The organism is Streptomyces sp. NPDC020597, from assembly GCF_044335095.1.
GTDB lineage: Bacteria > Actinomycetota > Actinomycetes > Streptomycetales > Streptomycetaceae > Streptomyces.
In genome coordinates this window covers 1-23041 of record NZ_JBIRUL010000048.1, presented here as the reverse complement: position 1 = coordinate 23041, position 23041 = coordinate 1, and the positions used below count along the sequence as shown (strand labels likewise).

At 68.8% G+C, this 23041-nt stretch carries 23 protein-coding genes and 2 pseudogenes; 8 read left to right on the top strand and 17 right to left on the bottom strand.

From position 1 onward, the window contains the following. Positions 1 to 70: 70 nt before the first annotated feature. Positions 71 to 784 (top strand): SDR family oxidoreductase, encoded by a 714-nt coding sequence (locus ACH4ZA_RS38465; RefSeq protein WP_398433667.1) that lies wholly within the window; start codon positions 71 to 73, stop codon positions 782 to 784. 251 nt (positions 785 to 1035) lie between these two features. Here ACH4ZA_RS38465 and ACH4ZA_RS38460 read toward each other — a convergent pair whose 3' ends face one another. The 4 genes from ACH4ZA_RS38460 to ACH4ZA_RS38445 form a co-directional block, all read right to left on the bottom strand. After that, positions 1036 to 1869, bottom strand: coding sequence for an enoyl-CoA hydratase/isomerase family protein (locus tag ACH4ZA_RS38460; RefSeq protein ID WP_398433666.1), 834 nt, complete (start codon positions 1867 to 1869; stop codon positions 1036 to 1038). 119 nt (positions 1870 to 1988) lie between these two features. Beyond that, the gene (locus ACH4ZA_RS38455) at positions 1989 to 2795 is read right to left on the bottom strand and encodes a strictosidine synthase (protein ID WP_398433665.1); all 807 of its coding nucleotides are present in this window, start codon (positions 2793 to 2795) and stop codon (positions 1989 to 1991) included. Positions 2796 to 2827: 32 nt separating this feature from the next. After that, positions 2828 to 3694, bottom strand: coding sequence for an alpha/beta fold hydrolase (locus ACH4ZA_RS38450; protein ID WP_398433664.1), 867 nt, complete (start codon positions 3692 to 3694; stop codon positions 2828 to 2830). A gap of 66 nt (positions 3695 to 3760) precedes the next feature. Continuing rightward, complete coding sequence (locus ACH4ZA_RS38445) at positions 3761 to 4756, bottom strand: NADP-dependent oxidoreductase (RefSeq protein WP_398433663.1); 996 nt, start codon at positions 4754 to 4756, stop codon at positions 3761 to 3763. A gap of 148 nt (positions 4757 to 4904) precedes the next feature. On the opposite strand from ACH4ZA_RS38445, the gene ACH4ZA_RS38440 reads away from it, so the two are divergent. Then, entirely contained in the window at positions 4905 to 5528 is a 624-nt protein-coding gene (locus ACH4ZA_RS38440; RefSeq protein WP_398433662.1) for a TetR/AcrR family transcriptional regulator, read from the top strand. A 49-nt stretch (positions 5529 to 5577) separates the two neighbouring features. Then, entirely contained in the window at positions 5578 to 5754 is a 177-nt protein-coding gene (locus ACH4ZA_RS38435; RefSeq protein WP_398433679.1) for a hypothetical protein, read from the top strand. Between the two features lie 137 nt (positions 5755 to 5891). On the opposite strand, the gene ACH4ZA_RS38430 is transcribed toward ACH4ZA_RS38435, so the two are convergent. From ACH4ZA_RS38430 to ACH4ZA_RS38415, 4 genes are all read right to left on the bottom strand, one after another. Further along, a complete protein-coding gene (locus ACH4ZA_RS38430) occupies positions 5892 to 6188 on the bottom strand; it encodes a hypothetical protein (protein ID WP_398433661.1) in 297 nt (98 codons plus the stop codon). Positions 6189 to 6245: 57 nt separating this feature from the next. Beyond that, a complete protein-coding gene (locus ACH4ZA_RS38425) occupies positions 6246 to 7742 on the bottom strand; it encodes a cellulase family glycosylhydrolase (RefSeq protein WP_398433660.1) in 1497 nt (498 codons plus the stop codon). Between the two features lie 192 nt (positions 7743 to 7934). Next, positions 7935 to 9095: a cellulose-binding domain-containing protein gene (locus ACH4ZA_RS38420; protein ID WP_398433659.1), complete on the bottom strand. Its 1161-nt coding sequence runs from the start codon at positions 9093 to 9095 to the stop codon at positions 7935 to 7937. 26 nt (positions 9096 to 9121) lie between these two features. Continuing rightward, on the bottom strand, positions 9122 to 10294 hold the full coding sequence (locus ACH4ZA_RS38415) for a cellulose binding domain-containing protein (RefSeq protein ID WP_398433658.1): 1173 nt from the start codon (positions 10292 to 10294) through the stop codon (positions 9122 to 9124). Between the two features lie 753 nt (positions 10295 to 11047). On the opposite strand from ACH4ZA_RS38415, the pseudogene ACH4ZA_RS38410 reads away from it, so the two are divergent. Then, a pseudogene (locus ACH4ZA_RS38410) lies at positions 11048 to 11287 on the top strand (lamin tail domain-containing protein); the annotation flags it as partial. A gap of 229 nt (positions 11288 to 11516) precedes the next feature. On the opposite strand, the gene ACH4ZA_RS38405 reads toward ACH4ZA_RS38410, so the two are convergent. The 3 genes from ACH4ZA_RS38405 to ACH4ZA_RS38395 form a co-directional block, all read right to left on the bottom strand. Continuing rightward, positions 11517 to 12167, bottom strand: a complete 651-nt coding sequence (locus ACH4ZA_RS38405; RefSeq protein WP_398433657.1) for an FMN-dependent NADH-azoreductase — start codon at positions 12165 to 12167, stop codon at positions 11517 to 11519. Positions 12168 to 12490: 323 nt separating this feature from the next. Beyond that, a complete protein-coding gene (locus ACH4ZA_RS38400) occupies positions 12491 to 12841 on the bottom strand; it encodes a hypothetical protein (RefSeq protein WP_398433656.1) in 351 nt (116 codons plus the stop codon). Positions 12842 to 13192: 351 nt separating this feature from the next. Then, positions 13193 to 13561 carry an STAS domain-containing protein gene (locus ACH4ZA_RS38395; protein WP_398433655.1) on the bottom strand — a complete coding sequence of 123 codons (369 nt, stop codon included), beginning with the start codon at positions 13559 to 13561 and terminating at the stop codon, positions 13193 to 13195. Between the two features lie 172 nt (positions 13562 to 13733). On the opposite strand from ACH4ZA_RS38395, the gene ACH4ZA_RS38390 reads away from it, so the two are divergent. Both ACH4ZA_RS38390 and ACH4ZA_RS38385 read left to right on the top strand, forming a co-directional pair. Continuing rightward, on the top strand, positions 13734 to 14204 hold the full coding sequence (locus ACH4ZA_RS38390) for an ATP-binding protein (protein ID WP_398433654.1): 471 nt from the start codon (positions 13734 to 13736) through the stop codon (positions 14202 to 14204). A 605-nt stretch (positions 14205 to 14809) separates the two neighbouring features. Further along, positions 14810 to 15172, top strand: a complete 363-nt coding sequence (locus tag ACH4ZA_RS38385; protein WP_398433653.1) for a hypothetical protein — start codon at positions 14810 to 14812, stop codon at positions 15170 to 15172. 447 nt (positions 15173 to 15619) lie between these two features. Here the strand turns inward: ACH4ZA_RS38385 and ACH4ZA_RS38380 are convergent, their stop codons facing one another. Together ACH4ZA_RS38380 and ACH4ZA_RS38375 are read right to left on the bottom strand one after the other, a co-directional pair. Continuing rightward, positions 15620 to 16516, bottom strand: coding sequence for a MerR family transcriptional regulator (locus ACH4ZA_RS38380; protein WP_398433652.1), 897 nt, complete (start codon positions 16514 to 16516; stop codon positions 15620 to 15622). Positions 16517 to 16803: 287 nt separating this feature from the next. Next, positions 16804 to 17172, bottom strand: a pseudogene (locus ACH4ZA_RS38375) (NmrA family NAD(P)-binding protein); the annotation flags it as partial. Here ACH4ZA_RS38375 and ACH4ZA_RS38370 point away from each other — a divergent pair. Further along, positions 17083 to 17790: a hypothetical protein gene (locus ACH4ZA_RS38370; RefSeq protein ID WP_398433678.1), complete on the top strand. Its 708-nt coding sequence runs from the start codon at positions 17083 to 17085 to the stop codon at positions 17788 to 17790. The pseudogene ACH4ZA_RS38375 and the gene ACH4ZA_RS38370 overlap by 90 nt on opposite strands. Positions 17791 to 17888: 98 nt before the next feature. Here ACH4ZA_RS38370 and ACH4ZA_RS38365 read toward each other — a convergent pair whose 3' ends face one another. The 3 genes from ACH4ZA_RS38365 to ACH4ZA_RS38355 all read right to left on the bottom strand — a co-directional run bounded on the left by ACH4ZA_RS38365 (position 17889) and on the right by ACH4ZA_RS38355 (position 22102). After that, on the bottom strand, positions 17889 to 19178 hold the full coding sequence (locus ACH4ZA_RS38365) for an MDR family MFS transporter (protein ID WP_398433651.1): 1290 nt from the start codon (positions 19176 to 19178) through the stop codon (positions 17889 to 17891). A gap of 354 nt (positions 19179 to 19532) precedes the next feature. Beyond that, a complete protein-coding gene (gene solA, locus ACH4ZA_RS38360; RefSeq protein ID WP_398433650.1) occupies positions 19533 to 20678 on the bottom strand; it encodes an N-methyl-L-tryptophan oxidase in 1146 nt (381 codons plus the stop codon). A 20-nt stretch (positions 20679 to 20698) separates the two neighbouring features. Then, a complete protein-coding gene (locus ACH4ZA_RS38355; RefSeq protein ID WP_398433649.1) occupies positions 20699 to 22102 on the bottom strand; it encodes an NAD(P)/FAD-dependent oxidoreductase in 1404 nt (467 codons plus the stop codon). A 155-nt stretch (positions 22103 to 22257) separates the two neighbouring features. Here ACH4ZA_RS38355 and ACH4ZA_RS38350 point away from each other — a divergent pair, with 155 nt between their 5' ends. Further along, complete coding sequence (locus ACH4ZA_RS38350; protein WP_398433648.1) at positions 22258 to 22614, top strand: hypothetical protein; 357 nt, start codon at positions 22258 to 22260, stop codon at positions 22612 to 22614. Between the two features lie 148 nt (positions 22615 to 22762). Here the strand turns inward: ACH4ZA_RS38350 and ACH4ZA_RS38345 are convergent. Continuing rightward, positions 22763 to 23041: HAD family hydrolase (locus ACH4ZA_RS38345; RefSeq protein WP_398433647.1), on the bottom strand; the 279-nt coding region annotated here is incomplete at its 5' end.

Sequence of the window (23041 nt, the reverse complement as noted above, 5' to 3'; positions counted from 1 at the left end):
GGGGCGACGTGTCCTTGCTCCATCCGTGCGCAGCCACGTACTTCACATCCCCCTCGGAAAGAAGGAACCCATGCCCTCCCTCGATGGAGCGGTCGTCCTCGTCACCGGCGCCAATGGTGGTATCGGCACCCACTTCGTCCACGAGGCCCTGGCTCGCGGCGCCGTCAAGGTCTACGCCACCGCCCGTTCCCCCCGCGCCTGGGACGACGAACGTATCGTCCCCCTGACCCTCGACGTCACCGACCGCACGTCGATCGACGCGGCCGTGGCAGCCGCGGCGGATGTCACCGTGCTCGTCAACAACGCGGGCACCATCCCGCCGAGCGCGAGCCTGCTGGACGTCTCCGAGGCGGACATCCGGGCGAACATGGAGACGAACTTCTTCGGACCGGTCTTCCTCGCCCGCGCCTTCGCACCGACCCTCGCCGCCAACAAGGGGTCAGTCCTCATCGACGTGCACTCCGTTGCCAGCTGGTACGCCTTCGGCGGCGCCTACAGCGCGTCCAAGGCCGCACTGTGGTCGGCCACCAACTCGCTGCGCATCGACTTCGCACCCATGGGCGTCCATGTGACGGGTGTGCACATGGGCTACGTCGACACCGATATGGCCGCGCATGCCGACGGACCCAAGATGCCGCCGAGGCAGCTGGTGACGACGGTCTACGACGCCGTCGAGGCCGGAGAATACGAGGTCCTGGCCGACGACTTGACCAAGGGGGTCAAGGCGGCTCTGAGCGGCCCGGTCGAGGCGCTTTACCCGGACGTGCACAGCACGGAGGCCTGAGCTTGTTGTTCGGTCCCGACGTGATCTCTTCACCTCGGGCCCCAGTGATCCATGGCGTGCGAACGGTTGGCCGACCGGTGTCCAGAAGCGGTGCACCGTCGCGGCCGTCGAGCGGTGGAGGACATCGGCGGTCGATCCGGCAGCAGCCCGATCCGACCACCGTGCCGAAGACGTCGGAAATCAGGTGGGCCCCGCGGCAAAGGAGGACGGACGCGGCATCCGCTGCGTCCGTCCTCGTTTTCTGATGGGTGTCAGCTTTGCTGGTTGGCGATGCCGATGTAGTGCCCGAGCCGGTACTCGAAGTCGATGCCGGCCTGTTCGACGACTGCCTGCGTGCCTGCGGCCCGGGTGAGGAAACCAGGGAGGGTGAGGGAGTGGGCGAACTCGCCGTACGCGGCGACCAGATCCGCGTCCGGGGGCAGGGACGCCCGGTTGATCTGGGCCTTGGCCGAGGCGAGTGAGGTGCGGTCGAAGGAGGCGAGCCGGGCGGCGACGGTACCGACGAAGGCGTCGAGTTCGCTGTCGGGGAGGGCGCGGGTGACCCAGCCCCAGCGTTCGGCGGTGTCGGCGTCGTAGTCGTCGCTGGTGAGGATGGCTTCCAGGGCGCGGTCGCGTCCGATGGCCCGGGGCAGGCGTTCGCTGCCACCACCGCCGGGCAGCAGTCCGCTGCCGACCTCGGGCTGTCCGAAGATCGCTTTCTCACGGCTGGCGTAGCGCAGATCGAGGGCGAGGGCGAGCTCGTTCCCGCCGCCGCGGGTGCGTCCCCGGATGGCCGCGATGGTGATGTAGGGCGCTTTGGAGAGTTCCAGGACCAGATTCGTCCAGGCCGGCACCGCTTCCGGGTCCTCGGGGGCGGGGAAGTCGGCGGCGGCGGCCAGGTCGAAGTGGTTGTAGAAGAAGTCGGGGGTGGCGCTGTCGAACAGTACGACCTGGATGTCGGGGTCGGTGGCCAGTTCGGTGACGATCTCGATGAGGCGCAGGACCGTCTCGCCGGCGATGAGGTTGACGGGCGGGTTGGCGAAGGTGATCTTCGCGATCTGCGGTGAGGTGCGCTCGTAGTGGATGGTGCTCTGCTGCTCGCTCATGGCCGGCTCCGGATGCGTGGTGGGTATCAGGCGGCGATCGGGGTGAGAGGAGGGCAAGGGAGCCGGGGCGGATGGATGTGCCGAGCAGATCCGGTGGTCCCGCTTCCCGTCTGCGCTGCTCACTCCTGGTAGTGCGGGAGGATGTCGCCGTTCTTGACGTAGGTGAGGGCGGCGGCGACGTCGTAGGCGTGGATCGCGGAGACCTGCGGTGCCAGCCGGTCGGACAGGTCCGCGATCACGTTGCCGGTGAAGAAGTCGTCCCGTGCCGCGGTGTCCGTGAACCCGAGGCTGACCGAGGCGTGGAAGTGCTGGTCGTGGGGGTTGTCGTGGGCGACGTCCGGGGTGTCCCAGAGTTTCTTCGTCCAGGGCAGGAATGTCTGCGTGCGCAGTTCCTTCAGCACTCCGGTGCCGGCGAGCGCGGGTGCGAGCTGCTCGTTGACGAACTTCCGGAAGGCGCCGGCGCCGACGCCGTCTCTGCGGCGCAGGTAGATCAGCGCGCGGGCACCGACTGTCTGCCCGGGGCCTGCGACGTCGTACCAGCGGGACGAGTTCGGCGGGCCGGCGTAGAGCAGGGTGCGGCGGAACACGTTGATCTCGTCGGCGTAGGCCAGCTTCGTCTGCTCGCGCCCTTTCAGGGGTGCAAGCACCGATTGGAAGGTGACTTCCGCGACGCCGTCGATCTTCCGGTCGGCGGGGATCGCGGTCTGGACCCCGTCGATGGCCGGCCACAGGCCCGTGTTGTGCTCGGCGAGGTGGATCTGCCGGTACTCCTCCAGCCCCGGGGTGGCGGAGATGATCCCTGAGTGCGGGCCCTTCCAGTGGTCCATGCCGGTCTGGCGGGGCTGGTCGGTACGCACCCACAGCAGGATCGAGGAGGTGAGAGGCTTCTTCACCGCCGGGGGCGCGGCGGCCGGTGACGTGCTCATGATGTTGCCCTTTTTTCCTGGTCAGGTCGTGGTCACGGGGCGAGGAACTCGACCGCCACGGGGGCGAACCGGTCGTGGTACTGGAAGATGCCGCCGTGCCCGGAATCGGGGTAGATGATCAGCTCACTGCCCTTGATGCGCTGGTGCAGGTCCTCCGACAGGACCGACGGCACCATGCGGTCGTTGTCGCCGTTGGCGATCAGGGTGGGCTGCGTGATCGACGACAGGTCGTCAGGGGCGGAGCGCCCCCACTTCTTGATCGCCCTCAGCTGCGTCTGGAACGCCTTGGTCTTGATGTCCGCGTCGCGGTCGACGGTGCGCTCCTTGAGCCGGTTGACGAACGCGCGTGCGGCAGGCTTGCCGGTGGCATTGCGGTTGAAGAACAGGAACTCCTTGGGGTCCGAACGGGTCAACGTGGCACGCAGGATGTCCCAGTAGGTGACTCTGGCGACCTTGTCCATGTCCTTGCCGCCCTTGGGCCCGGTGCCGGTGAGGACCAGCTTGCGGACGAGCTCGGGGTGCTTCACGACCAGAGCCTGGGCGACCATGCCGCCGAGAGAGAAGGAGAAGACGTCGATCTTGTCGTACCCGAGCGCCTTGACGAAGGTGTAGGCGTCGTCGGCCATCGCCTCGACACTGTCCGGCACCTGGCCGGTGGATGCCCCGACACCGCGGTTGTCGAAGGCGATGACGTGACGGCCCTGCGCGATGGGATCGATGATGCGGGGGTCCCAGTTGTCCAGGGTCGCGGCGAGATGGACGAAGAAGACGACGGGGATGCCGCCCTTCGGTCCAAGCTCGCGGTAGGCGTAGGTGACGCCGCCTGCGCGGACGGTGCGGGCCGGGGCCTTCGCGTAGGAGGTGACGACGGGTTCGTTCGGGGTGGCTGTGCTGCTCATGACGGATTCTCCTTGCGAGTTCTGTGTCGCTGTGTGTTTCGTGTCGCCCGTCGCGGTTGCGGCGGGTCAGCCGTTGCCGATGACGGCCTTGCCGCGGATGCCGCCCTGGGACAAGGACTGCAGCGCCTGCGGGGTCTGGTCGAAGCCGAACACCTTTCCCACGACCGGACGCACCACGCCCTCGTCGATGAGGGTCGTGATCTGGCGGAGCTGGTCGCCGCTGGCGCGCATGAGCAGGAACTCGTACGTCACGCCGAGCTTCTTCGCCTGCCTGCGGATCTTGCGGCTCAGGCCTGCGACCGCGAGGCGCAGCAGCGGGTTCAGGCCGGCCTCGCGGGCGAACGCGGGGTCCGGGGGACCGGCGATCCCGATGGCCTTGCCGCCGGGCTTGAGCACCCGCAGGGACTTCTCGAGGGTCTCCCCGCCGAGGCTGTCCAGCACCAGGTCGTAGCCGGTCAGGAGCTGCTCGAAGTCCTGGGTGCGGTAATCGATCACCGTGTCCGCGCCGAGCGCGCGCACGAAGTCCGCGTTGGAACCGCTGGCGGTCGTGGCGACGCTCGCACCGAGGTGCGCGGCGAGCTGGATCGCGATCGAACCGACCCCGCCGGCGCCGGCGTGGATGAGAACCTTCTGCCCGGGCCGCACCTTCCCGCGCTCCACCAGCGCCTGCCACGCCGTGAGCGCCGCCAGCGGCAGCGAGCCGGCCTCTTCCATGCTGATCGAGGCGGGCTTGAGCGCCAGGTCGCCCTCCGCGACGGCGATGCGCTCGGCGAACGTGCCGATGCGGTCCTGGTCGGGCCGGGCGTAGACCTCGTCTCCGGGCTTGAAGCCGCGAACCGCCGTCCCGACGCCGATGACGGTGCCCGCGACGTCGTTACCCAGGATCAGCGGCAGCTGGTAGGGCAGGATCTGCTTGAACTCACCGGCGCGGATCTTCTCATCCAGCGGGTTCAGCCCGGCGGCCTCCACCCGCACGAGCACGTCGTGTTCCCCCACGGTGGGCTCGGGGACCTCCGCCTCCTGCAGCGGCTCCTTGTACTTGGTGACGACGAACGCTCGCATGAAGCGCCACTCCTTGTCTTCATCCTGTTTATCCAGGCAAGAGGCCAGATCAGCCAATTTGGCATGACATGGGGGGCCTCGCCTCTCTCCATTAACCTGAGTACACTCAACTATGAGTCTACTCAGAATTATTGTCAAGGGAGGTCCCATGGGACGCGGCCACATGCCGATCGGGCGCCGCGAGCGGGCCAAACAGGCCAAGCGCGAGCGCATCATGACCGCAGCCCGCGAACTGTTCGCCGAACACGGCGTCAGCGGGGTCACGACACAGCAGATCGCCCACCGGGCCGACGTCGCGATCGGCACCCTTTACCTGTACGCGTCCACGAAGGCCGAGTTGCTGATCATGGTGCAGAACGAGAAGTTCGCCGCCGCCATCGACGTCGGCCTCGCCGCCGCGAACGCCGCCGTCGGGCAGGGCGTACTGGAGCCGGTCGTCGCTCTCCTCCGTCCCGTGGTGGCGTGCCTGAGGGAGCACACCGAGAACGGCCGCACATACCTGCACGAACTCGTCTTCGGTGACCCGGCCGAGCCCTACCGGCAAGCGGGTCTAGCCCTTGCCGGCCGCCTCGAGGACGGCATCACCGGCCTGCTCGCCCGCAACGAGTACATCGATGCCGCCGACGCGGCGACGCTGGCGCGGGTGATCACCGCGATCATCCACATCACCGCCACCGCCACCGTGTACCTGCACCGCAGCGATGAAGCCGTCCTCGCCGACATCCGCGACCAGATCCACGCCGCTCTGGCACCCCACCACCGCGCGGCATGACCACTCGCTCCACGAGCCAACCATCGAACCCCCTGGAAAGGGGGCACTCATGAGCGCGCACTACGACGTCATCGTCCTTGGTGCCGGCTCGAGCGGGTACGTCGTCGCGATCCGCGCAGCGCAACTCGGCAAGAACATCCAGTCCGGCAGTGCGGGCAACGGACAGCCGCAAACCCTGTCCATAACTTGGACTCTGCCGCCCATCCAGCCGGCAAAGCAGAGGTGACCCACACCATGGCCGCCCACACCGGTCACGACGGCCAGACCCGCGGCGCGAAGCCGCTCGGCGACCAGTGCTGATGTGCGCCGCTCCTCACCGGCGAGATCGGGATGCCGGTGGATGTCACGGCGCGTCCCGATCAGCTACTCGTCGATCCCGGCCGCAATCTTGTCGATCATCGCGTGGTCCAGCGCGGAAGACATGCGCCGGAGGCTCACGAGCCGATCTCCAACCCGGCCTTCAAGTTGCAGAAGGCTCATTTCCAGGGGGCGGCACACGGCCGGGGCGGACTGCCGTGGTGGGGCGACCGCGGGCCCGACCATGAACGTCTGGCGGTACTCACCCGGGCTGCCGCCGAACGGCCCGTACATGTCCACCTCCCCGCCGGCCACCACCCCGGGGGCGACCGTGTCGGGGCGCAGGCAGACACCGACCAGCACGATCTCCGCACCGGCCGGTGCGCCGTCGACGACCCGGGCGAGAACCTGGGCACTCGGTTATGGGGTCGAGTAGGGGTCTTGGCTGATCAGGTGGGCCTTCAGACCCTCCCCGACGCCGGGTTCCGGGGTGCCCGCCCAGTCCTTGATGAGCACGCCACCATTGCTGCAGCCCCAGGGGTTCCAGGTCCACGCGAGATAGCTCATGTTGTGCGCGTCGGCCCAGTCCACCAACTGCTGCATGTAGTCGAAGCCGCAGTTGTCCTGGCCGAACTCACCGATGACGACCGGCACGTGCTGGGCGAGCGGCGCGACTTGGCTGTCCCAGCAGGACACTGTCGCACAGGCGTTGAAGCTGTACGAATGCCATGACGCGGCGATGTTGTTCAGCGGGTCGTTCGGCATGTGCGTCAGCCACTCGCGCATGTCGTTGGCCCACTCAAGGCCCCCCAGCATGAGGACATTGGTCGCGCCGGTGGCCCGGACCGCGTCGACCAGGTCCTGCATGCCGGCCGTCTCGTACGGGAGGCCCGTGCAGGTGCCGCCGTCGCGCCAGCACTGCCAGCCGACGGTCTTGTCCCAGCCGGCGGCGATCTCCGGGTACGGCTCGTTGAACAGATCGAGGACGACGGCGTCATTGCCCTTGAAGGTGTTGGCGACACCGGTCCAGAACTGGGGGGCGTACTGCGCGTCCGGCATGGGTTTCTGGCAGGTCGCGGTGGCGTCCTTGCAGTGCCAGTCCGGCCCGTTGGTATAGGCGCCCCGCGTCCAGTGCAGGTCGAGGATCGGGTTGATGCCATTGGCGACCAGCAGGTTGACGTAATCTTTGACGCCCTGCTGGTAAGCGGCCCCCTCGGGCGAGCCGTTGAGGCCGAGCCAGCATTCCTCGTTCAACGGCACACGCACCGCGTGGATGTTCCAGGTCTTCATCGCGTCGACGGAAGCCTGGTCGACCGGGCCGCCGTCCCACAGACCCTTGCCCTGAACACAAGCGTATTCACCGCTGGAGCGGTCCACGCCCAGCAGCCGGTACGGCTTGCCGCTCGCGGTGACGATCCTGTTCCCGGAAACCTTCAGCTCCGGGGCCGGACCGCTGGGACCGCCGGTCGCAGTGGTGGTGGGGCTGGGGGTCGGGGATGTCACCGAGCCGGTACAGGTCACGCCGTTGAGCGCAACCGATGCGGGTTGCGGATTGGCGCCCTTCCACGCACCGTTGAACCCGATGGACGCCGACCCGCCCGTGTCCAGCGTCCCGTTCCAGTCGAGGCTGGTGGCGGACACGTGGGTTCCGGACTGTGCCCAGGTGGCGCTCCAGCCGTTGGTGACCTTCTGGTCGGAGTTCGGGAAGTCGAACGTCGCGGTCCACCCTCGCACGGGGGAGCCGAGATTGGTGATGGCCAGGTTCGCGGTGAACCCTCCCGGCCATTCGCTCTGCACCTTGTACGCGACCGAGCAGCCGGTGGCGGCTGCCGATGCGGGCAGGGTGGCGATGGCAAGGCCACCCAGGATCAGTGCACCGGCGGCGCCGGTGGCTATCAAGGTGTGACGACGTTTCACCTGATCTCCTTGTTGCGTAAGGGATCGATGAGCTCGATACCCATCTGATCGACGGACGGGTGAGCCAGGGCCCCAGGCCGAGGGCCTGCAGCTGACCGGTCCACCAGGCGGGTGCTGCGCGCCGTACGGACCAAGGAATCGACAACTGTCGCGCGTTCAGATCCTGTCGTCCCGGCACATTCCACGCGGGCGTCAGCAACCGATCGGTGAGGAGCCCAGGGCCACGTCGTCGAACCAGAGAGTGTCGTCCCCGGTGCTGTAGCTCTCCCAGCCCAGGCGCAGGCCGGTGGGGCGGGGAGGGGTCCTGCGGGCGAGCCACTGCCCGTCGACGTTCTGGGTCGGCACCCCGTCCACGCGCAGCCCGGCGATCTCCCGGTCGTCGACCCAGGTGCGCATGGACTGGGCGGTGGTGTCGATCTGGTACCGCAGGCACAGCCACCGGCCGGTCGCCAGCGGGGTGCTGAGCGCGACACCCGCCGGGCTCTGTTCCGGCAGTGTCGCGTCGTCGCTCTCGCGGTTCCACTGCAGCGCGCCGTTCTGCCCGCCTACGCGCAGCGCCTTGCTGCCCTGTGAGGCGTCCGGCATGGACACGAAGGTGATGTGGTTGATGGGCAGGGCGGTGGTGTGCCGGACCCGCATCCGCACGTACACCACGGGCCCGACGGAGGACAGATCGCGGGTGGAGGCTGCGAAGACGTGGTTGCAGTAGCCGGCACCGCCGTCGACGCGCAGCGACCTGGTGCCGCTGTAGGCGACGGACGTGTCGACGCTGACCTTCCCCGTTCCCTGGCAGTCGGGTGCCGTGGTCTGCCAGGCGCCCGAGGGCACGGTGCCGGCTTGGTCCTCGAAGTCGGAGCAGATCGTCGCCCCGGCCCCGGCGCATTCGGCCGGCGCCGTGGATGTCGCCGTCGGCGTCGGCGTGGGAGTCGCGGTTCCGCCGCACGGAGCGCCGTTGAAGGCAAAGGCGGTGGGGGCGGGGTCGGCGGTGCGCCAGGTGCCCTGGAGGCCGAAGTCCACGGACCCTCCGGCGCCGAGCACGGCATTGTGCGCGGCGTTCACGGCGGTCACCGCGCTGCCCGACTGGGTGACCTGCGCGTTCCAGGCGGACGTGACCTGCTGGTCGCCGCCGTAGGCCCACTCCAGCCGCCAGCCGTTCAGGGCGGCGCCGAGATTAGTGACGCGGATCTGAGCGGTGAAGCCGCCGGACCACTCGTTGGTGGTGTACGTGACCGCGCAGCCCGTCGCCGCGCCCTGTGCGCGCGACGTCACGATGGCGGGAAGGGCAACCGCCACCACGGTCAGAACCAATGCCCACACAGGCAGCCGGTGGCGGCGCACGCGTAATGAAGTCATGGCCATGATCACTCTCTCGACGGGAGTCAGGACGCGGTGCAGAGGAGTGTGCCAAGGTCTCGGTCGTCGCCGTTGAGCGTCATTCCCCAGGTCGTCGACGCGCCAGGCGCCAGGGAGCCGTTGTAGGAGGCGTTGTGCACGGTGGTGGCGGGGCGGGACGGATCCACCACCGCGTTCCAGCGGTTCGCCACGGTCACACCGACCGGCAGGGTGTGGTGCACCGACCAGCCGGTGACCGGCCGGGACCCCCTGTTGGTGACCGTGACGTCGGCCTGGTACCCGCCCTGCCATGAGCCGGTCAGCTTCCACTGCGCCGTGCAGGCGGTGTCGCCGGAGGGGCTCGGCGCGGGAGTGGGAGGCGGTGTCCCCCCAGAGGCGTCAGTGGTGTAGGGGACGGCGGTGTAGTCCTGCGAGCAGCCTCCCGCGCAGCCCGACGGCAGCGAGAAGGAGTACGTACGGCCGCCGCCCAGCCAAGCGTCGGCGGCGTCGCGGATCCGTACGGTGAAGTCGCTTCCGCCGGAGGCCGTCGCGCCGATGACATAGGACTGCCCCATGTCGCTGTTCATGGCGGCGTCGGTCCAGGTGCCGTTCGCCAGGTACTGGATGCCGTGGACGCCGTTGGGCAAATGGGAGACGGCGATGGCGGGCCAGTAGCGCTGGGCTCCCTTGAGAAAGCCGATACGGATGTCGCCGCTGTAGTCCGGGGCCGTGACGAAGCTCCAGGAGACATGACGGTTGTTCCAGCGGTCCGGGTACATCGCCCCCACGGGGGTGCCGCCGATCCGGAAGCGGTTGAGGGAATCGGTCGCCAGGTCGAGGTGGTTCGGGTCGTCCCGGCACCAGGCGTTGGAATCGGCACAGCTGTCCGCGACGAGCATGGTCAGGGTGGCCCCGTTGTACTTGTCGGCCACCCAGGAGCCGTTGCGGCAGAAGGGCTGGCCAGGGGCGCCGTCGTTGGTGCCGGAGCAGTAGTCCCCGATGGTGACCTTGACCCAGCGGCCGCAGTTGCGGCCGTTGTCGAAGGCGCCCTTGATCGGTTCTCTTGAGTCCGGCACCGGGCGCGGGTAGGAGCCCGAGTAGTCGCCGGGGGTGTTGAACACGTTGAGCGCCACGAAGTCCTGGCTGTCCAGTTCGCGCTGCGGCAGACCGCAGCCGCCGTAGGGGCTCCCGAGCCCGTCGAAGTGGGTCGCGTTGCCCAAGACCTCAGTGGCGGCGGCGCTCGCCACGGGCGACTGGGCGGCCGCGGCCACGACGGGTAACGCGGCACAGCAAAGCGCTGCCAGCAACACAGCAATGCGCTTTCGGGCGGGCGAGCGGTGGATCGAAAGAAGCTGCATGGGGGGATCCGCCTTCTTCGTGACGGGGCGCCGTGACGTTCGCGCGGGACCCCTCTCGGAGTGAGCGCTGGAGCACCAGACTGTGGGAGCGCTCCCACAGTCTCCGTATTCGGGACTGTAGAAGAGGGCCATGACCCTGACAAGGGGTCGCGTTCCTGTCGGAGTTTTCGCCGCGTCCGGGCCGGGGCGTGTGCCCGGCCCGGACAGGGAGTGGAATCAGTCGGGGTTCGGCCTCTGCTTGGTGCCGCCGCTACAGGTCCACAACTGGACCGGGGCGCCGTCGGTGGTGGAGGCACCCTTGACATCGAGGGGCAGGCGGTGCGGGGCGGGACTGGACTGGACGTCGGTGACGAACTCGCCGGGGTTGAGGTCTCCTGCTGGTGGGCCCCGTCCTGGCAATGAACCGGGACGTTTGAGTCGGCAGTCCCGCAGGATCTTCCAGTGGGGCGACTTCGGACGGTCCGAGGCCTCTCGCGGCCCCCTCTGGATACCCCGCGCAACCCGCGAACCGCTCACCACGGAGCCTGAGCAACTCGCCGCGTTCCTCCGACACCACCTTGCCGAGGTACCCGAGATCACCCCCGGCGTCATCAACGGACCAGCCGGACCGCTCTCGAGTCCGGCCACCGCTACACCTTCGACCACTACCGCCTGGCTGGTCGGCCACCGTCCGCGTCCGCGTCCACACCGGCGTGCGTCCACACCGGCGTGGGCCGCGACACCCGCACCGACCTCTACCAGGGCCGCCGCGCCTACGTGTGGAACAACGACTACGACACCGCCACCCTGCGCGACGACCGAGGCCGTTTCGTCGACGACGAGTCCTGGGGCCACCGCCGCGGCGGCCGCCACTGACGCGCCCGACAACAGGCCGGTGGGTGCCGCGCCGCGACCACCTGCCGACGCGATCCCTTCGACGGCGCGCTACCCCCGAGAGGGGTGGCGCGCCGCTTCGGCGTCTGCGGCCGCGGTTCGCCCTGCTGGGATGCGACGACATCCGGAAGTGGACAAGCCGCTCGCGCCTCGCGGCGCAGCCCTACGGGCCAGCGTGACCGGCTCTGTCGGTGCGCGGGACGCGGTGGTGCTATGCGGCCAGACGCATCAACAGTTCCTTGGCACGGGACTCGGCGGCCGTGAGGGCCTCAGCGCGCGAGGCCTCGAAGAGCGGGACCAAGTCGGCCATTGCGGGAACGCTCGGGGCCAGGGTCAGCTCGGGGACGATGAAGGTGACGTCCAGGCCGAGACCGGTGCCGAGGGCCTGCTGGAGATAGCTCCGCACATAGTCGTTGCCATGCTGGGGTGTGCCCCGCTGGTACGACCCGCCACGGCTGGTCACGACGACGACAGGCTTGCCTGCGAGCGAGGGCTTCTCGGTCATCGCGGTGCGGCCTACGGCGAAGACGTGGTCGAGCCAGGCCTTCAGCGTCGAGGGGATCGAGTAGTTGTACATCGGGGCGCCGAGCAAGATCGCGTCCGCCGCCTCGGCCTCTTCGATCAGCTTGGCGCGCAGTGCGAAGGCGGTCCGATCCTCGGGGGACTGATCGGTGGCCTGGGTGTAGCCGGCGTAGTAGGCGGCGGCCTGCAGATGGGGTATCGGTTCGGCGTCGAGATCACGGTAAATCACCGTGCTCTGCCGGTGCTCGTTCTCCCACGCCGCGCGGAACGCGGCGGTCACAGCGCGAGAGTGCGAGTTCTCGCGGTTGAGTGAGGTGTCGATGTGCAACAGCGTGGCCATGACGGTTCTCCTGAGCTCAGTGGTCCGCGGTCGGGCAACCCGGACGGGCCGCAGAACCCACGCAGACTTCGACGGTGGATCAATTGGTGAGCGAGTTGCAGGGCTGCCTCCGCGACCGCCCTGCTGTGTGCAACAGCCTGCTTCCTCAAGCAGGGTTGAGGTCCAGCAGACGTGGTCCAGATCACCATCCAACGCGGCATCGCCTACGCCCAGGACAGCCCTGCATCCATCGCCGAGCGCAAAGCGGCCAACCGAAACTTCAGGGGCCAGGGGCCGCTCAGTCACAGCGGCCGATCCGTGGCCGACATTCGATTCGGGCTGCATCAGGCCTTGCGGAAGATCAGCTCGGCCACCAGCCCCGTATCGCGGCCAGCGGGCGAAGAAGGCATACACCCGCGGGCAGGGCGATATGCGGGCTCGGACCGGCCAAGGTCATAGGCGCTGGATTTGACCGGCCTTATACGCCGCTGCGCCGGGCACCTATATGTGGCCCGCGTCCCTCCCACCGCCTCGGCCACGAGTTCGAGTACGCCGCGTGCCGCGGATGCGGCGATCCAGGCCAGGATCGCCGCCGTGATCGACGTCGCCTTGGCGCCGTCGACGTCGCCTCGGTGGTGTTCGTACTGAACGACGGCGGCCGGTTCCGCCGTCGGCACCCTTCCGCCGAAGCTCACCGCGCCTCGCCCTCGTCCTGCGGCCGCCGCTGCCCCGGCCTGGGACGCCTGCGCGACGGCGGTGTCTTACAGCGTGAGGAGGCGGCGGGTGCTGACGCCCGGAGGGGCTTGTCGGCGTATGGGGCGGAGGCTGGCGTCGCCGCCTGCGATCTGGTGCAGGCGCCGCCGTTCGGCGCGGTCGCGTTTGGCTATCGCCGCTTCGACCGGCTCCGTGGTGCCAGCTGTTCCTCGAGTTCGTCCAGTTCCGCACGCCGCGCAGTCACTTCCGGAGCGGGTGGAGCGTGAGCTGGCTCGGGTTGTGCAGCGCCGCCGGAGCCAGGATGATGCCTCGGTCCGGCCCCAGTGGAGCGGTCAGGGTTCGAGGGCCTGCTCGAGGGTGGGGTGGCAGGTGATGAACGTGTCGACGCCGACCAGTTGCAGGACGTGCAGGACGGGCGTCTGTGCGGCGGCGATGCGCAGCCACCCCGCGTTGTTGCTAACGGCCTTGTGGGCGGTGACGAAGACGTTGATGCCGCTGGAGTCCATGAAGGTCACGCCACTGAGGTCGACCACGATCCGTGACGGCGGTGCCTCGCCGTACCCGGACAGCATCACTGTGCCGAGCAGCTCTTTGACGTCGTGGTCGATCTCGCCCCGCACAGTGACGACGCGCACGCCGCCGACCATGCGGTGTACGGCGGAGAACCGGTCGGGCCGGTCCGCGTTCTCGATGTCGCTCACCGTCTCCTCGACTGCGCTTGAGCCTGCCCCCGGGAGGGGGCGCACGGACGATTGTGCCCCACCGTTCGGAGCCCATGCACGCAGGTGATGGTGCCGAACAACATGCCTGTGACATGTATGACGGGATCGGGGGTAGAGGCCTGCTCGTGAATGGTGAATGAGGGCGACGCCAGTGGCATCCCATGACGACGGTGACGGTACTCCGGCACCGGACGAGTACCTGATCCGCGCCGGCTACGCCCTCAGGGGTGACGACGGCTGCATTGCCGACGCCCGCCAGCACGCACTCGCCTTCCTCAAGCAGGCCGAGACTGACTACCCCCTGTCGGTGCCCGCCCGCGCGAGGGACCTGACCCAGCTGGTCGTCAGCGAGCTGGTCACCAACGCCTGCAAGTACGCCCCCGGCCCGGTCCTGGTGGAACTGCGCATCACCGCCCGCGTCGTGGACGTCGTCGTGTGGGACAGCGATCCCACCGTGCCCGCGGCCCGCGCCGCCGATCCCGGCAGGATCGGCCAGCACGGCCTGGAGATCGTCAAGGCCGTCACCGAGGACCTGTTCATCGAGCAGGAGCCGGTCGGCAAACGCATCACAGCCCGCATCGCCCTGTCCGACATCTCCAGCGATAGCGCCGCGCGCAGATAGGCGTCGTAGCCCTGCTCGCATCCGGCCGGGTGCGGGCCCGAGCTGGGGCCCGGCTCCATCTGCCGGTCGGGATCCGGTGCTGGAGAACATGGCCCCGTCCGGCGGCCTGCTGTTCGATGCCGCCCACCACGCCCAGCGCCGGCACTCACCCCCGGACGAGGGCGCGCACGGTGGCAGCGATGCGCGAGCGCCTCGCTGCCTCTGTCGACTGGATCAACACCATCGCAACCCGCCTTGGCCGGCCCCACGAACGTGTCCCGCCCGACCCGCACGGTGCGCTCACCCCGCGCCGCCTGCACCGCACCCCCTGGCCTGGCTCATCGCCCCAGACGAGGGGGAGCATCTCGATGTAGGGGTTCGCAGCGACGGAAGGTGAACTGTGCCCGGATTGCAGGGCGGGCCCCGGCCCGGAGAACGCTTGCGTCGGGGTGGGGCTGCCGATCCAGATGCGGCACACGCCGGACTGCCCGCAGTAGCTGTTCCGTTAGCGACAGGGAGGCCCGGAGCTGCCGCTGCAAGACCGTCCCCGGCGGTCAGGAACGCGGCCTGGACGGGGACCGTCTTGGACTGCGGCGCAGCCCCCAAACCATGAAGGAATTCATCAAGTGGCTCTCTCCTCCCTCATCCGACGCCGGTCGACCGCGTTTGCGCTCGTCGCCGCTGTGACCCTGCTCGGTCTCGCGAGCTGGTACGTGTTCTCGGGCCGAGGCACAGAGCTGCTGCCGCAGAGCAGCTGGGGGTCGTGGCGGGAGAAGCCACAAGTGAACCACTGGGGAGTGCAGGTGCGGGTCAACTCGTGGAGCAACGCCGCAGAGGCGCACGTGTACATGGGCAAAGCGGAGGACTTCACCATGAAGGCGTACGGCACGCGAGCCAGTGTCACGACGGCAATGGACGGAACCCGGTTCACCCTGACGCCCGACGGCAAGATCACCGGACACTGGCCACACGAGCAAGGAACGAGGTGACGCACACACCACACACCCGCCCGCTCGTAGCGCAGCAGCCCATCCATCTCGTACCGTGCGCTCGCGGCGTCGGCGAGGCGGTCGGGGCAGCGAGTAGGCGGAAGGCCGGCCCGGTTCGCCCAGTACGTCACCTCGCTGTGACGACCCGCGCCGACGGACACCAGAGCCCTGAACCCGTCCTTCTCCAGACTTCGATGTGTCTCATGAGACATCAGCTCGCGTCTGTGCCCCCAGAAAAGACCAAGCACCGCAGGGGCCGCTCATGAAAGGGACGCCGGGCATGTCTGGCCGCGCGCTGAGTTTCGGAGTGCTGGCGGAAGCATACGAACGGTTCCGGCCGGGGTATCCCGTGGAGCTGTTCGACATGGTGATGCCCTGTGCGGGCCACCCGGTTCGGACCGCCCTCGAGATCGGCGCTGGGACAGGCAGGGCAACCCGCCTGATCGCTCAACGAGGGCTGTCCGCGGAGTGGGCGTCGGCAAGGGCCTCGCCGAAAAGCCGTCCGGCGAGTTCCATGCAGCGCATCCGGGCAGGAGAGAAGTCGTAAGGCATCTTGGTGATCGCTGCGGCAGCACTCATCTCTGTGCCCTCCTCACCTTTCAGATCGGCGTCGTAGATCTCGAAGATCTTCTCCTCGGCCGCGTCGAGACCAGCTGCCTCGATGGCCTGATTCAGGGCCATTTGGTGAGCGCATCGCTGTGCGGCGAGCTCTTCGACGCGCGGGTCGTCGGGTTCGACGCCGTCGTCGAGGGCGGCCTCGGCCGCCTCAAGACGGTCCTCCTCGGCCCGCAGGTCGGGGTGGGTGCCCAGCACGATGAACGTGCCGGCCTGGATGGCGGCGCCCAGCGGCCCGAAGATCCGTTCTGTGACCAGCAGGGCGTCCACATCGGAGGGGCGCAACGCGCCCGGGGGCAGGTGGCTGAGCCGGTCCGTGACCAGTTCGGAGAGCAGCCCCAGCGGGCTGCCCACCGCCTGCAGGCGCTGGACAGCCGCGCGCCGACGTTTGATGGCGGCCTCCTGCGCCGCCAAGGTTTTCTCCAGCCTGCTCAGGACCGACTCGATATCCGGGGCTTGGTCCAGGGCTTCGTCTCCAGCTTCGTCCCGGGCTTCGCCGAAGGCGGCCCGCATGTCGTCCAGACTGATGCCGGCATCAGCCATCTTGCGGATCCACAGCAGGCGGGTCATGTCGGCATAGCCGTAGCGGCGGCGGCCGTCCCCGCCGCGCTCGGGCTCCGGCAGCAGACCGATCTCGTGGTAGTGGCGGATGGCGCGTGGGGTGATCCCGGCGAACGCAGCGGCATCACCGATCTTGACCTGCCGGGGAGGCGTGAGGGAGGGGTACATCGCAGACAGAGCCTTTCGTGCTGTGGTGCCCCGACCCCACCACATGCCGCTACGGCATGTGCAACAACCCCATCCAGGTGCCACCGGAGCCAAGCCCTAGCTCCCGCCGGGACCGATCAAGACGGGCCGAGCACCGTTGCGGATGGCCGGCACGGTCAAGCCTGTTCCGGCCATCCGCCATAGGGGTCCAGACGCCGGCGCGGCGGCCTCGCGGGCGTTGCCGGTGAGGTCTTTTGGTTGGCGGCCCGGGGCCTCCTGGACGTGGATCTTTACCGCGCCGTCGACAATTCCGCCGCCTTCGCGAACTCGCGGAACGTCGGCTTGTCGAGGTCGTTGCGAAGCACGCTCAACGGGAGGGCCTCGTACCGTGCCGGGAGCCCGGCGCGCGCGCCGAACCCCGCGGCGATCTGAGGGCCCGTCAGCTCGTCGCCGACGAGCTCGACGGCTCCGCCGGGCACCTCCGCGGTGTCGAGCAGGAGCCCGGCGGCGACCCGGCCGATGTCCCTGACCGAGATCATCTTCAGGGCGACGTTCTCCGGCAGCAGCAGCCTCAGCACGATCTCCCCATGCTCCAGGCTCGGTGCCATCACGCTCGCGAAGTTCTCCATGAAGGCGGTCGCGCGAACCATCGCGGCCCTGAGGCCGGACTTCCTCATCTGGGCCAACGCCGAAGCCGCCCGCCACCACCTGCCCGGCGAAGAGATACCGCGCGACCGGCACGGGCGCTCGGTACAAGGCGCTTCCGCCGCACCCTGGCCTGGCACATCGCCCGCCGCCCGGGCGGGCTCGTCGTCCTCGCCATCCAGTACGGCCACCTACGCACCGCACTGGTCTCCGAGGCCTACGCCGCGCGCAGCCGCGACGGCATCCACGAACGGATCGACATCGAAACCGTCCGCGCCGTCGCCGACACCGTCGCCGACCTCAACGACGACCTCCAGGCCGGCGGCGGCCTCTCCGGCCGGGCCGCCCGCCGCGCCATCGAGGCCGGCGTCCCCCGCTACGCCCTCACTCAGCGCCACCTCGATCTGAAGAACGAGTTCTACGCCAAGGTCAAAGAGCGCGGACAACTCACGGACGCCGAGACCCGGCTCCGTAAACAGGTCGTACGGCTCAAGGAATTCCGCGCCAGGGACCAAGCCGAGCTCGAACAACTCCGGGCCGATGTCGAAGGGCTGGTGCGGGCGGTCAACCAACTGACATTGGAAGACCGGCAGCTGCGCGGACTGCTGTCGGCTCTCGACTCGGCCGTCCGTGTCCTTCCCGTCCAGTAAATCCCGCCCCAGTCCAGCTGACGTCGAGGCCAGGCAGGGTGGCGCGGCTGAGAAGGCGACGGGTCCGGCCGCCTGCGTGTGGGCAGGAACCAATGACGTCAGTGAGCACCTCCCGCGTCCGTCTGCCGTTCCGAGCGGCTCGGCAGGATTGCCACCGCCAGGGCGGGTACTGCGGCGAGGATCAGCCAGGGCACGGCAGGTGGCAGGTCGAGGTCGAGCAGGGAGCCGGTGACTGAGCTGCCGATGAGGACGATCAGGCCGGAGACGGAGGACAGTGCGCCGGTGTAGAGGCCGATGCGGCCGTCCGCGGCGAGGTCGGGCACCCAGGCGCGGGCGGCGGGGACGACCAGCATCTGGCCGAGGGTGAGCAGGACGACGTACCCGGCAGCGGGCAGCAACGCCGCCACACCCGTCCAGCCGGCGGGCAGGGCGACGGCCACGACGGCGAAACCGGCCGCGATGAGCAGCAGTCCGGCGATCATTGAGCGGCGCAGGCCGAGCCGGTCACCTGCCCAGCGCGTGAGGGGCAGTTGGGCGCAGACGACCAGCAGGGAGGACAGGGCGAACAGCCAGGACAGGGCTGCCTGGGAGCCGGTCACCCGTTGCACCTCGTCCGGCAGGGCGAGGTAGAGCTGGTTGTAGGCGAGCAGGTAGGTGCCGTAGGCGCAGCACAGGGCGAGGAAGCTCCGGTTGCGCAGCAATACGCGCGTGCCGCCCCGCTGCCGGGTGCGCACTCGGCCGGGGATGTGCTGCGGCATCAGCCATACGTGCCCGGCCAGGACGAGGACGAAAACGGCGGCTCCGGCGAGGCAGGTGGTGCGGAAGTCAACGGCTAGCAGCAGGGCGCCGAGCAGCGGGCCGATGAAGGCGCCGGCCTGTCCGGCCGCGCTCAGCAGAGCCAGCACCCGAGTGCGTGAACCGTAGCCCTCCTCCTCCCTGATCACCGCCTGCCGGGCCACTTCGGACTCCACCGCCGGGGAGAACAGCGCGGCGGCGAAGCCGATCAGAAGCACCGCGCCGATCACCGTCCAGGTCTGCTCCGCGTACCCCAGCCACGCGAACCCGGCAACCCGCAGCACGCAGCCGGCCAGCACGATCGGGCGTACGCCGTAGCGGTCGACGAGTGCGCCGCCGACCACGAAGAGGCCCTGCTGGCTGAAGGTGCGCAGACCCAGGACGAGGCCGACCATCCATCCCGCCATGCCGATGGCGGTGCCGAGGTGCTCGGCGAGGAACGGCAGGACGGCGAAGAAGCCGATACCAGAGGTGAGTTGGGTAAGGATCAGCAGCCGCAGCAGCGGAGACAGCTGCTTCCAGGTCCGCTCGCGTGAAGGCTTGGTCGTCCGGACGGTTCGGCGGGTCAGGGCGCGGGAGATGAGATCGGGCATGGCGGTGTCCGTCAGTTCCTGGGTGGTGTGAGTACGGGTGTAAGCGATCGCTCCGGCGCCGTCTGCGCCGTCCTGCTGAGATGGTCCGTGTGCGCTCCGGGGTGGGCCGACGCCCGCTGCCTCAGCCGCGGGATGCCTACTCCGCCGGCCGCCGTGACCGCGAGCGCCCGGAGCAGGGCCCAGGACGGCGGCGGGGGCGAGGACGGCGGCCGGGGCGAGGACGGCCCGGGGGGCGCGTACGGCATACGGCTGGTTCTCGGCGTCGTTGCGGGACATCAAGAGATGAGTCCCGCAACGACCGTCAGCCGAATTCCGCTACCGAGGCCACTGCGCCGAGGCGGCAGCAGTGGGCGGCTACCTGGTCTTGAACCGGTCCGGACGCGCGAAGTCCAGGCCTTCGAACGTCTGCTTGCCGAGCGCCTCGTGTGCGGCGATGTGGCCATAGCCGGTCGCCGTCTTGAAGCCCTTGCCGGAGAATCCGGTGGCGCAGTAGACGCGGCTGTTCTGATCCAGCCAGCCGATGAGGGGATGCCCGTCCTGGGTGAAGAGGTCGGGGAAGGCGTCGGAACGCACGATGGTGGGGATCAGGCCGGGGAAGAATTCGGTGACGATCTCGGTGACCTTCTCGCTTTCTTCCCAGGTGAGTTCCCTGGGCACGGAGTCCGGGTCCGGGGTCGCCCGTGTGCGCCCGGCCAGCGGTCCGTCGATCGATGCCTTGACCGTCACGCCGTCCACGGCGGGTGCGCCGTACATGGAGCGGTCCTCGTACCACCGGCTGAAGGCGGGGAAGTTCTCCGGCGAGAACTGGGTGCCGTCTTCGGCGATGAACCAGGTCAGGACGATCCGATGGGTTTCGGTGACGGCCTTGAGGTGGTCGGGCATGAGCCTGCGGGACCAGCCGCCCGAGGCGACGATGACCTTCTCGAACGTCCAGGTCCTGTCGCCCGAGGTGACGACCACGCCGTCTTGGGTTTCGGTGATGCTGTCCACGGGTGTGTTCTGCAGGACGGTGGCGCCGTTCGCCTGGGCCGCCGCGACGGCGGCGCTGACGGCGCGGTCGGTGCGCAGAACGCCGCCGCAGGGGTCGTAGACGGCGCAGTCGTCGGGGCGGAGGTTGTGCTGGGGATAGCGCTCGGCTATCTCCTCCCGACTGAGGACGCGGTGCTCGGCTCCGTTGATGCGCGCTGTCTCGATGAGGTTGTTGATGAAGTTACTGTTTGCCGTCCCGATGGTGAGACCCCCGGTGGTGGTGAGGATCTCCTGGCCGGTTTCCGCTTCGAGCTCGGCCCACAGGCTGCGGGAGCGTTCGATGATGGGGTAGTACTCGGGCCTGCCACGGTAGATCATGCGGAACAGGCGGGTGTCCCCGCCCACGGCGCTGCGGCCGTGGGCGGGGGTGGCTGCCTCGAAGCCCACGACCGAGGCGGACAGCCGGGAGGCCTGCCACAGGGCCATGCTTCCGATGCTGCCCAAGCCGATGACGGCGAGTTGTGTGTCCATGAGAGCACGTTCCTTTACGTCTACTCGTGCAGTCCGGCGAGGCGGCTGCCGAACTTGGCCAGGAGTGAGGTCTGGCTGGAGTTCCTGCGTTCTTCCCAGCGGTCGGCGATGCCGAAGAGCCGGTACATGGCGTGAACTCCCAGCCAGCGGACGGGTTCCGGTTCCCACTTCCGTGCCCGGTAGCCGACCCAGGGAAGGGTGGTCCGTTCGGTTTCCTTCTCGAAGGCGAGCTCCGCGAGGGTCCTGCCGCCGACGTAGGCCGACGTGACACCGTGTCCCGCGTAGCCTGTGGACGATCCGATCCCCGATGCCGGGTCGAAGTGCACGCCGCCGTTCCAGTCCCGTGTGACGCCCAGAACCCCCGACCAGGCGTGATCCACTTCGAAGGGGATGCCGGGGAAGAAGGTGCTGAGCTTGTGCGAGATCAGGTCGATGGTGGACTGGGCGGTCGCACCGGATCCCCCGGTGCCGGACCCGAAACGGTAGGGGACACCGCGGCCCCCCATGGCGATGCGGCCGTCCGACGTCCGCTGGGCGTAGACGAACGAGTGCGCGGAGTCGCTGAGGCACTGCGGCCCGTCCCAGCCGATCTGCCGCCATGCCTCATCCGGCAGGGGTTTGGTCACGATCATCGAGGAATTCACCGGGATCAGGCTCCGGCGGCCGAGCAGCTGTCCCGAATAGCCTTCGGTGCAGATGAACGTCCTGGCCGCGGTGACACGTCCCCCGGCCAGGGTGAGGGTCCTGCCCGCGACGCTGTCCACGCGGCTTCCCTCGTAGATCCTGACCCCCATGGAGGTCAGGGTGCCGGCGAGGCCGTAGACGAGTTTCGCGGGATGGAACCGCGCGCAGTGCTGATAGAAGAGCCCGCCGTGGACGGTGGAGATGTTGATCAGGGACTGGAACTCGTCCCGGTCGAGCATGCGGACCCCGTCGTCGGTCAGCCCATACTTCAGGTCGGCGTCCCGCCGGGAGACGAGCCGGCCCAGCCCCGCTCGAGTGTGGGCGGCGACGAGTGCTCCGCCCTTGTGCTGATCGGCGTCGATGCCTTCCGCCTGAAGGATGTCCAGGACGGAGTCGACGCCGGCGACGAACTCCTGCTGCAGTGCCCGGCTCGCTTCCAGCCCTCCCCTGGCGCGGGCGAAGGTGGCGCGGTTGCCTGGGGGCATGGCCGAGAGCCAGCCGCCGTTGCGTCCTGATGCGCCGTAGCCCACTTGTTCGGCCTCGAAGACGGCGACCGAGAGGGACGGTTCGAGCTTCTTGGCGAAGTATGCCGCCCACAGGCCGGTGTAGCCACCGCCGACAATGGCCACATCCACGTTGTCCTGGCCGGTGAAGCGGGGGAACGAGGGTCTCTTGTCGGCCAGTTGGGTCACCCAGAAGCCGAGCTGTCCGTTCCGGGGTGATGCCGCGAGCGCGTTCATGGTGTGTCCTTCATCTGTCTCTGGGAACCGCGTGAGCCGCTGCGACAGGCGACGGCGTAGGCGAGCTCTTCGGGAGTGGCGCGGCGCGGGGGTGGGATCCGCTCCTCACGCCACCGCGGGGCCTCTGGGCGGACCTGCGCCGGAAGGACGCCTCAATGACTCTGGTCGAAGCTGTCGTGCATCGCGTCGCCGGCACGATCTGCGCCGGGATGCCGGTTCGCTCGACGAGGGCGTCGAGTGCCTGGTGGAGCCTGTTCACCGCCGCACTGCTCACCGAAGTCCGGCGTACTGGCCACGAGGACCGGCATCTGCACGATCCGGATCCGGCCCAGGCCACCCACCGCCCGCACAGCGGCGGCGAGGCAGTTGAGCGTGGCATGGCGCGCGAGCTCCTTCGCGATGTCCAGCTCCATGTCCCGGCCGACAACGTCCTGACCCAGCAGCTCGCCGTCTTTGAGGAGGAGTTGGCCGGAGAGGTGGAGGGTGGAGCCCACCCGTCCGGTGGGGCATGAGGTGGGTGGTGCCGGCGAGGACGGGTAGTTCAGTCCCAGGGCTTGGAGCCGTTCTGAAGCCGAGTCGCCCTTGACGGTTCGAGGCAGGGGCTGACTCATGCCGCCCCCGCCTTGCTGTGGATCACTTTCTCGGTTCACCGCTGCCGTGTCAGGGGCGCGGCAGGCCGAAGAGGACGGGGAGGTCGGCGATGTCGGTGATCCGCTCGTAGCCGAGCCAGTGCTCGTCGTGCTCGAAGCCGCGGTCCATGTACACCTTGTTCTCGATGCCCATGATGGCCGCGGGGCGGTGGTCGTACATCGGGCTCGCGGAGACGTGGACGATCTCGTCGGGTGTCACACCGAGCTTGTCGAGCATGTACTCGAACGCGCGGAGTCGCGGCTTGTAGACGCCCATCTCCTCGGCGCTGATGACGACCTCGAAGGGGGC

Bases quoted from the DNA above. Each gene is read 5' to 3' on its own strand.
- ACH4ZA_RS38465 (WP_398433667.1), top strand. From the start codon at position 71: ATGCCCTCCCTCGATGGAGCGGTCGTCCTCGTCACCGGCGCCAATGGT.
- ACH4ZA_RS38460 (WP_398433666.1), bottom strand. From the start codon at position 1,869: ATGAGCGAGCAGCAGAGCACCATCCACTACGAGCGCACCTCACCGCAG.
- ACH4ZA_RS38455 (WP_398433665.1), bottom strand. From the start codon at position 2,795: ATGAGCACGTCACCGGCCGCCGCGCCCCCGGCGGTGAAGAAGCCTCTC.
- ACH4ZA_RS38450 (WP_398433664.1), bottom strand. From the start codon at position 3,694: ATGAGCAGCACAGCCACCCCGAACGAACCCGTCGTCACCTCCTACGCG.
- ACH4ZA_RS38445 (WP_398433663.1), bottom strand. From the start codon at position 4,756: ATGCGAGCGTTCGTCGTCACCAAGTACAAGGAGCCGCTGCAGGAGGCG.
- ACH4ZA_RS38440 (WP_398433662.1), top strand. From the start codon at position 4,905: ATGGGACGCGGCCACATGCCGATCGGGCGCCGCGAGCGGGCCAAACAG.
- ACH4ZA_RS38435 (WP_398433679.1), top strand. From the start codon at position 5,578: ATGAGCGCGCACTACGACGTCATCGTCCTTGGTGCCGGCTCGAGCGGG.
- ACH4ZA_RS38420 (WP_398433659.1), bottom strand. From the start codon at position 9,095: ATGACTTCATTACGCGTGCGCCGCCACCGGCTGCCTGTGTGGGCATTG.
- ACH4ZA_RS38405 (WP_398433657.1), bottom strand. From the start codon at position 12,167: ATGGCCACGCTGTTGCACATCGACACCTCACTCAACCGCGAGAACTCG.
- ACH4ZA_RS38380 (WP_398433652.1), bottom strand. From the start codon at position 16,516: ATGTACCCCTCCCTCACGCCTCCCCGGCAGGTCAAGATCGGTGATGCC.
- ACH4ZA_RS38370 (WP_398433678.1), top strand. From the start codon at position 17,083: ATGCTCCAGGCTCGGTGCCATCACGCTCGCGAAGTTCTCCATGAAGGC.
- ACH4ZA_RS38365 (WP_398433651.1), bottom strand. From the start codon at position 19,178: ATGCCCGATCTCATCTCCCGCGCCCTGACCCGCCGAACCGTCCGGACG.
- solA (WP_398433650.1), bottom strand. From the start codon at position 20,678: ATGGACACACAACTCGCCGTCATCGGCTTGGGCAGCATCGGAAGCATG.
- ACH4ZA_RS38355 (WP_398433649.1), bottom strand. From the start codon at position 22,102: ATGAACGCGCTCGCGGCATCACCCCGGAACGGACAGCTCGGCTTCTGG.
- ACH4ZA_RS38350 (WP_398433648.1), top strand. From the start codon at position 22,258: ATGACTCTGGTCGAAGCTGTCGTGCATCGCGTCGCCGGCACGATCTGC.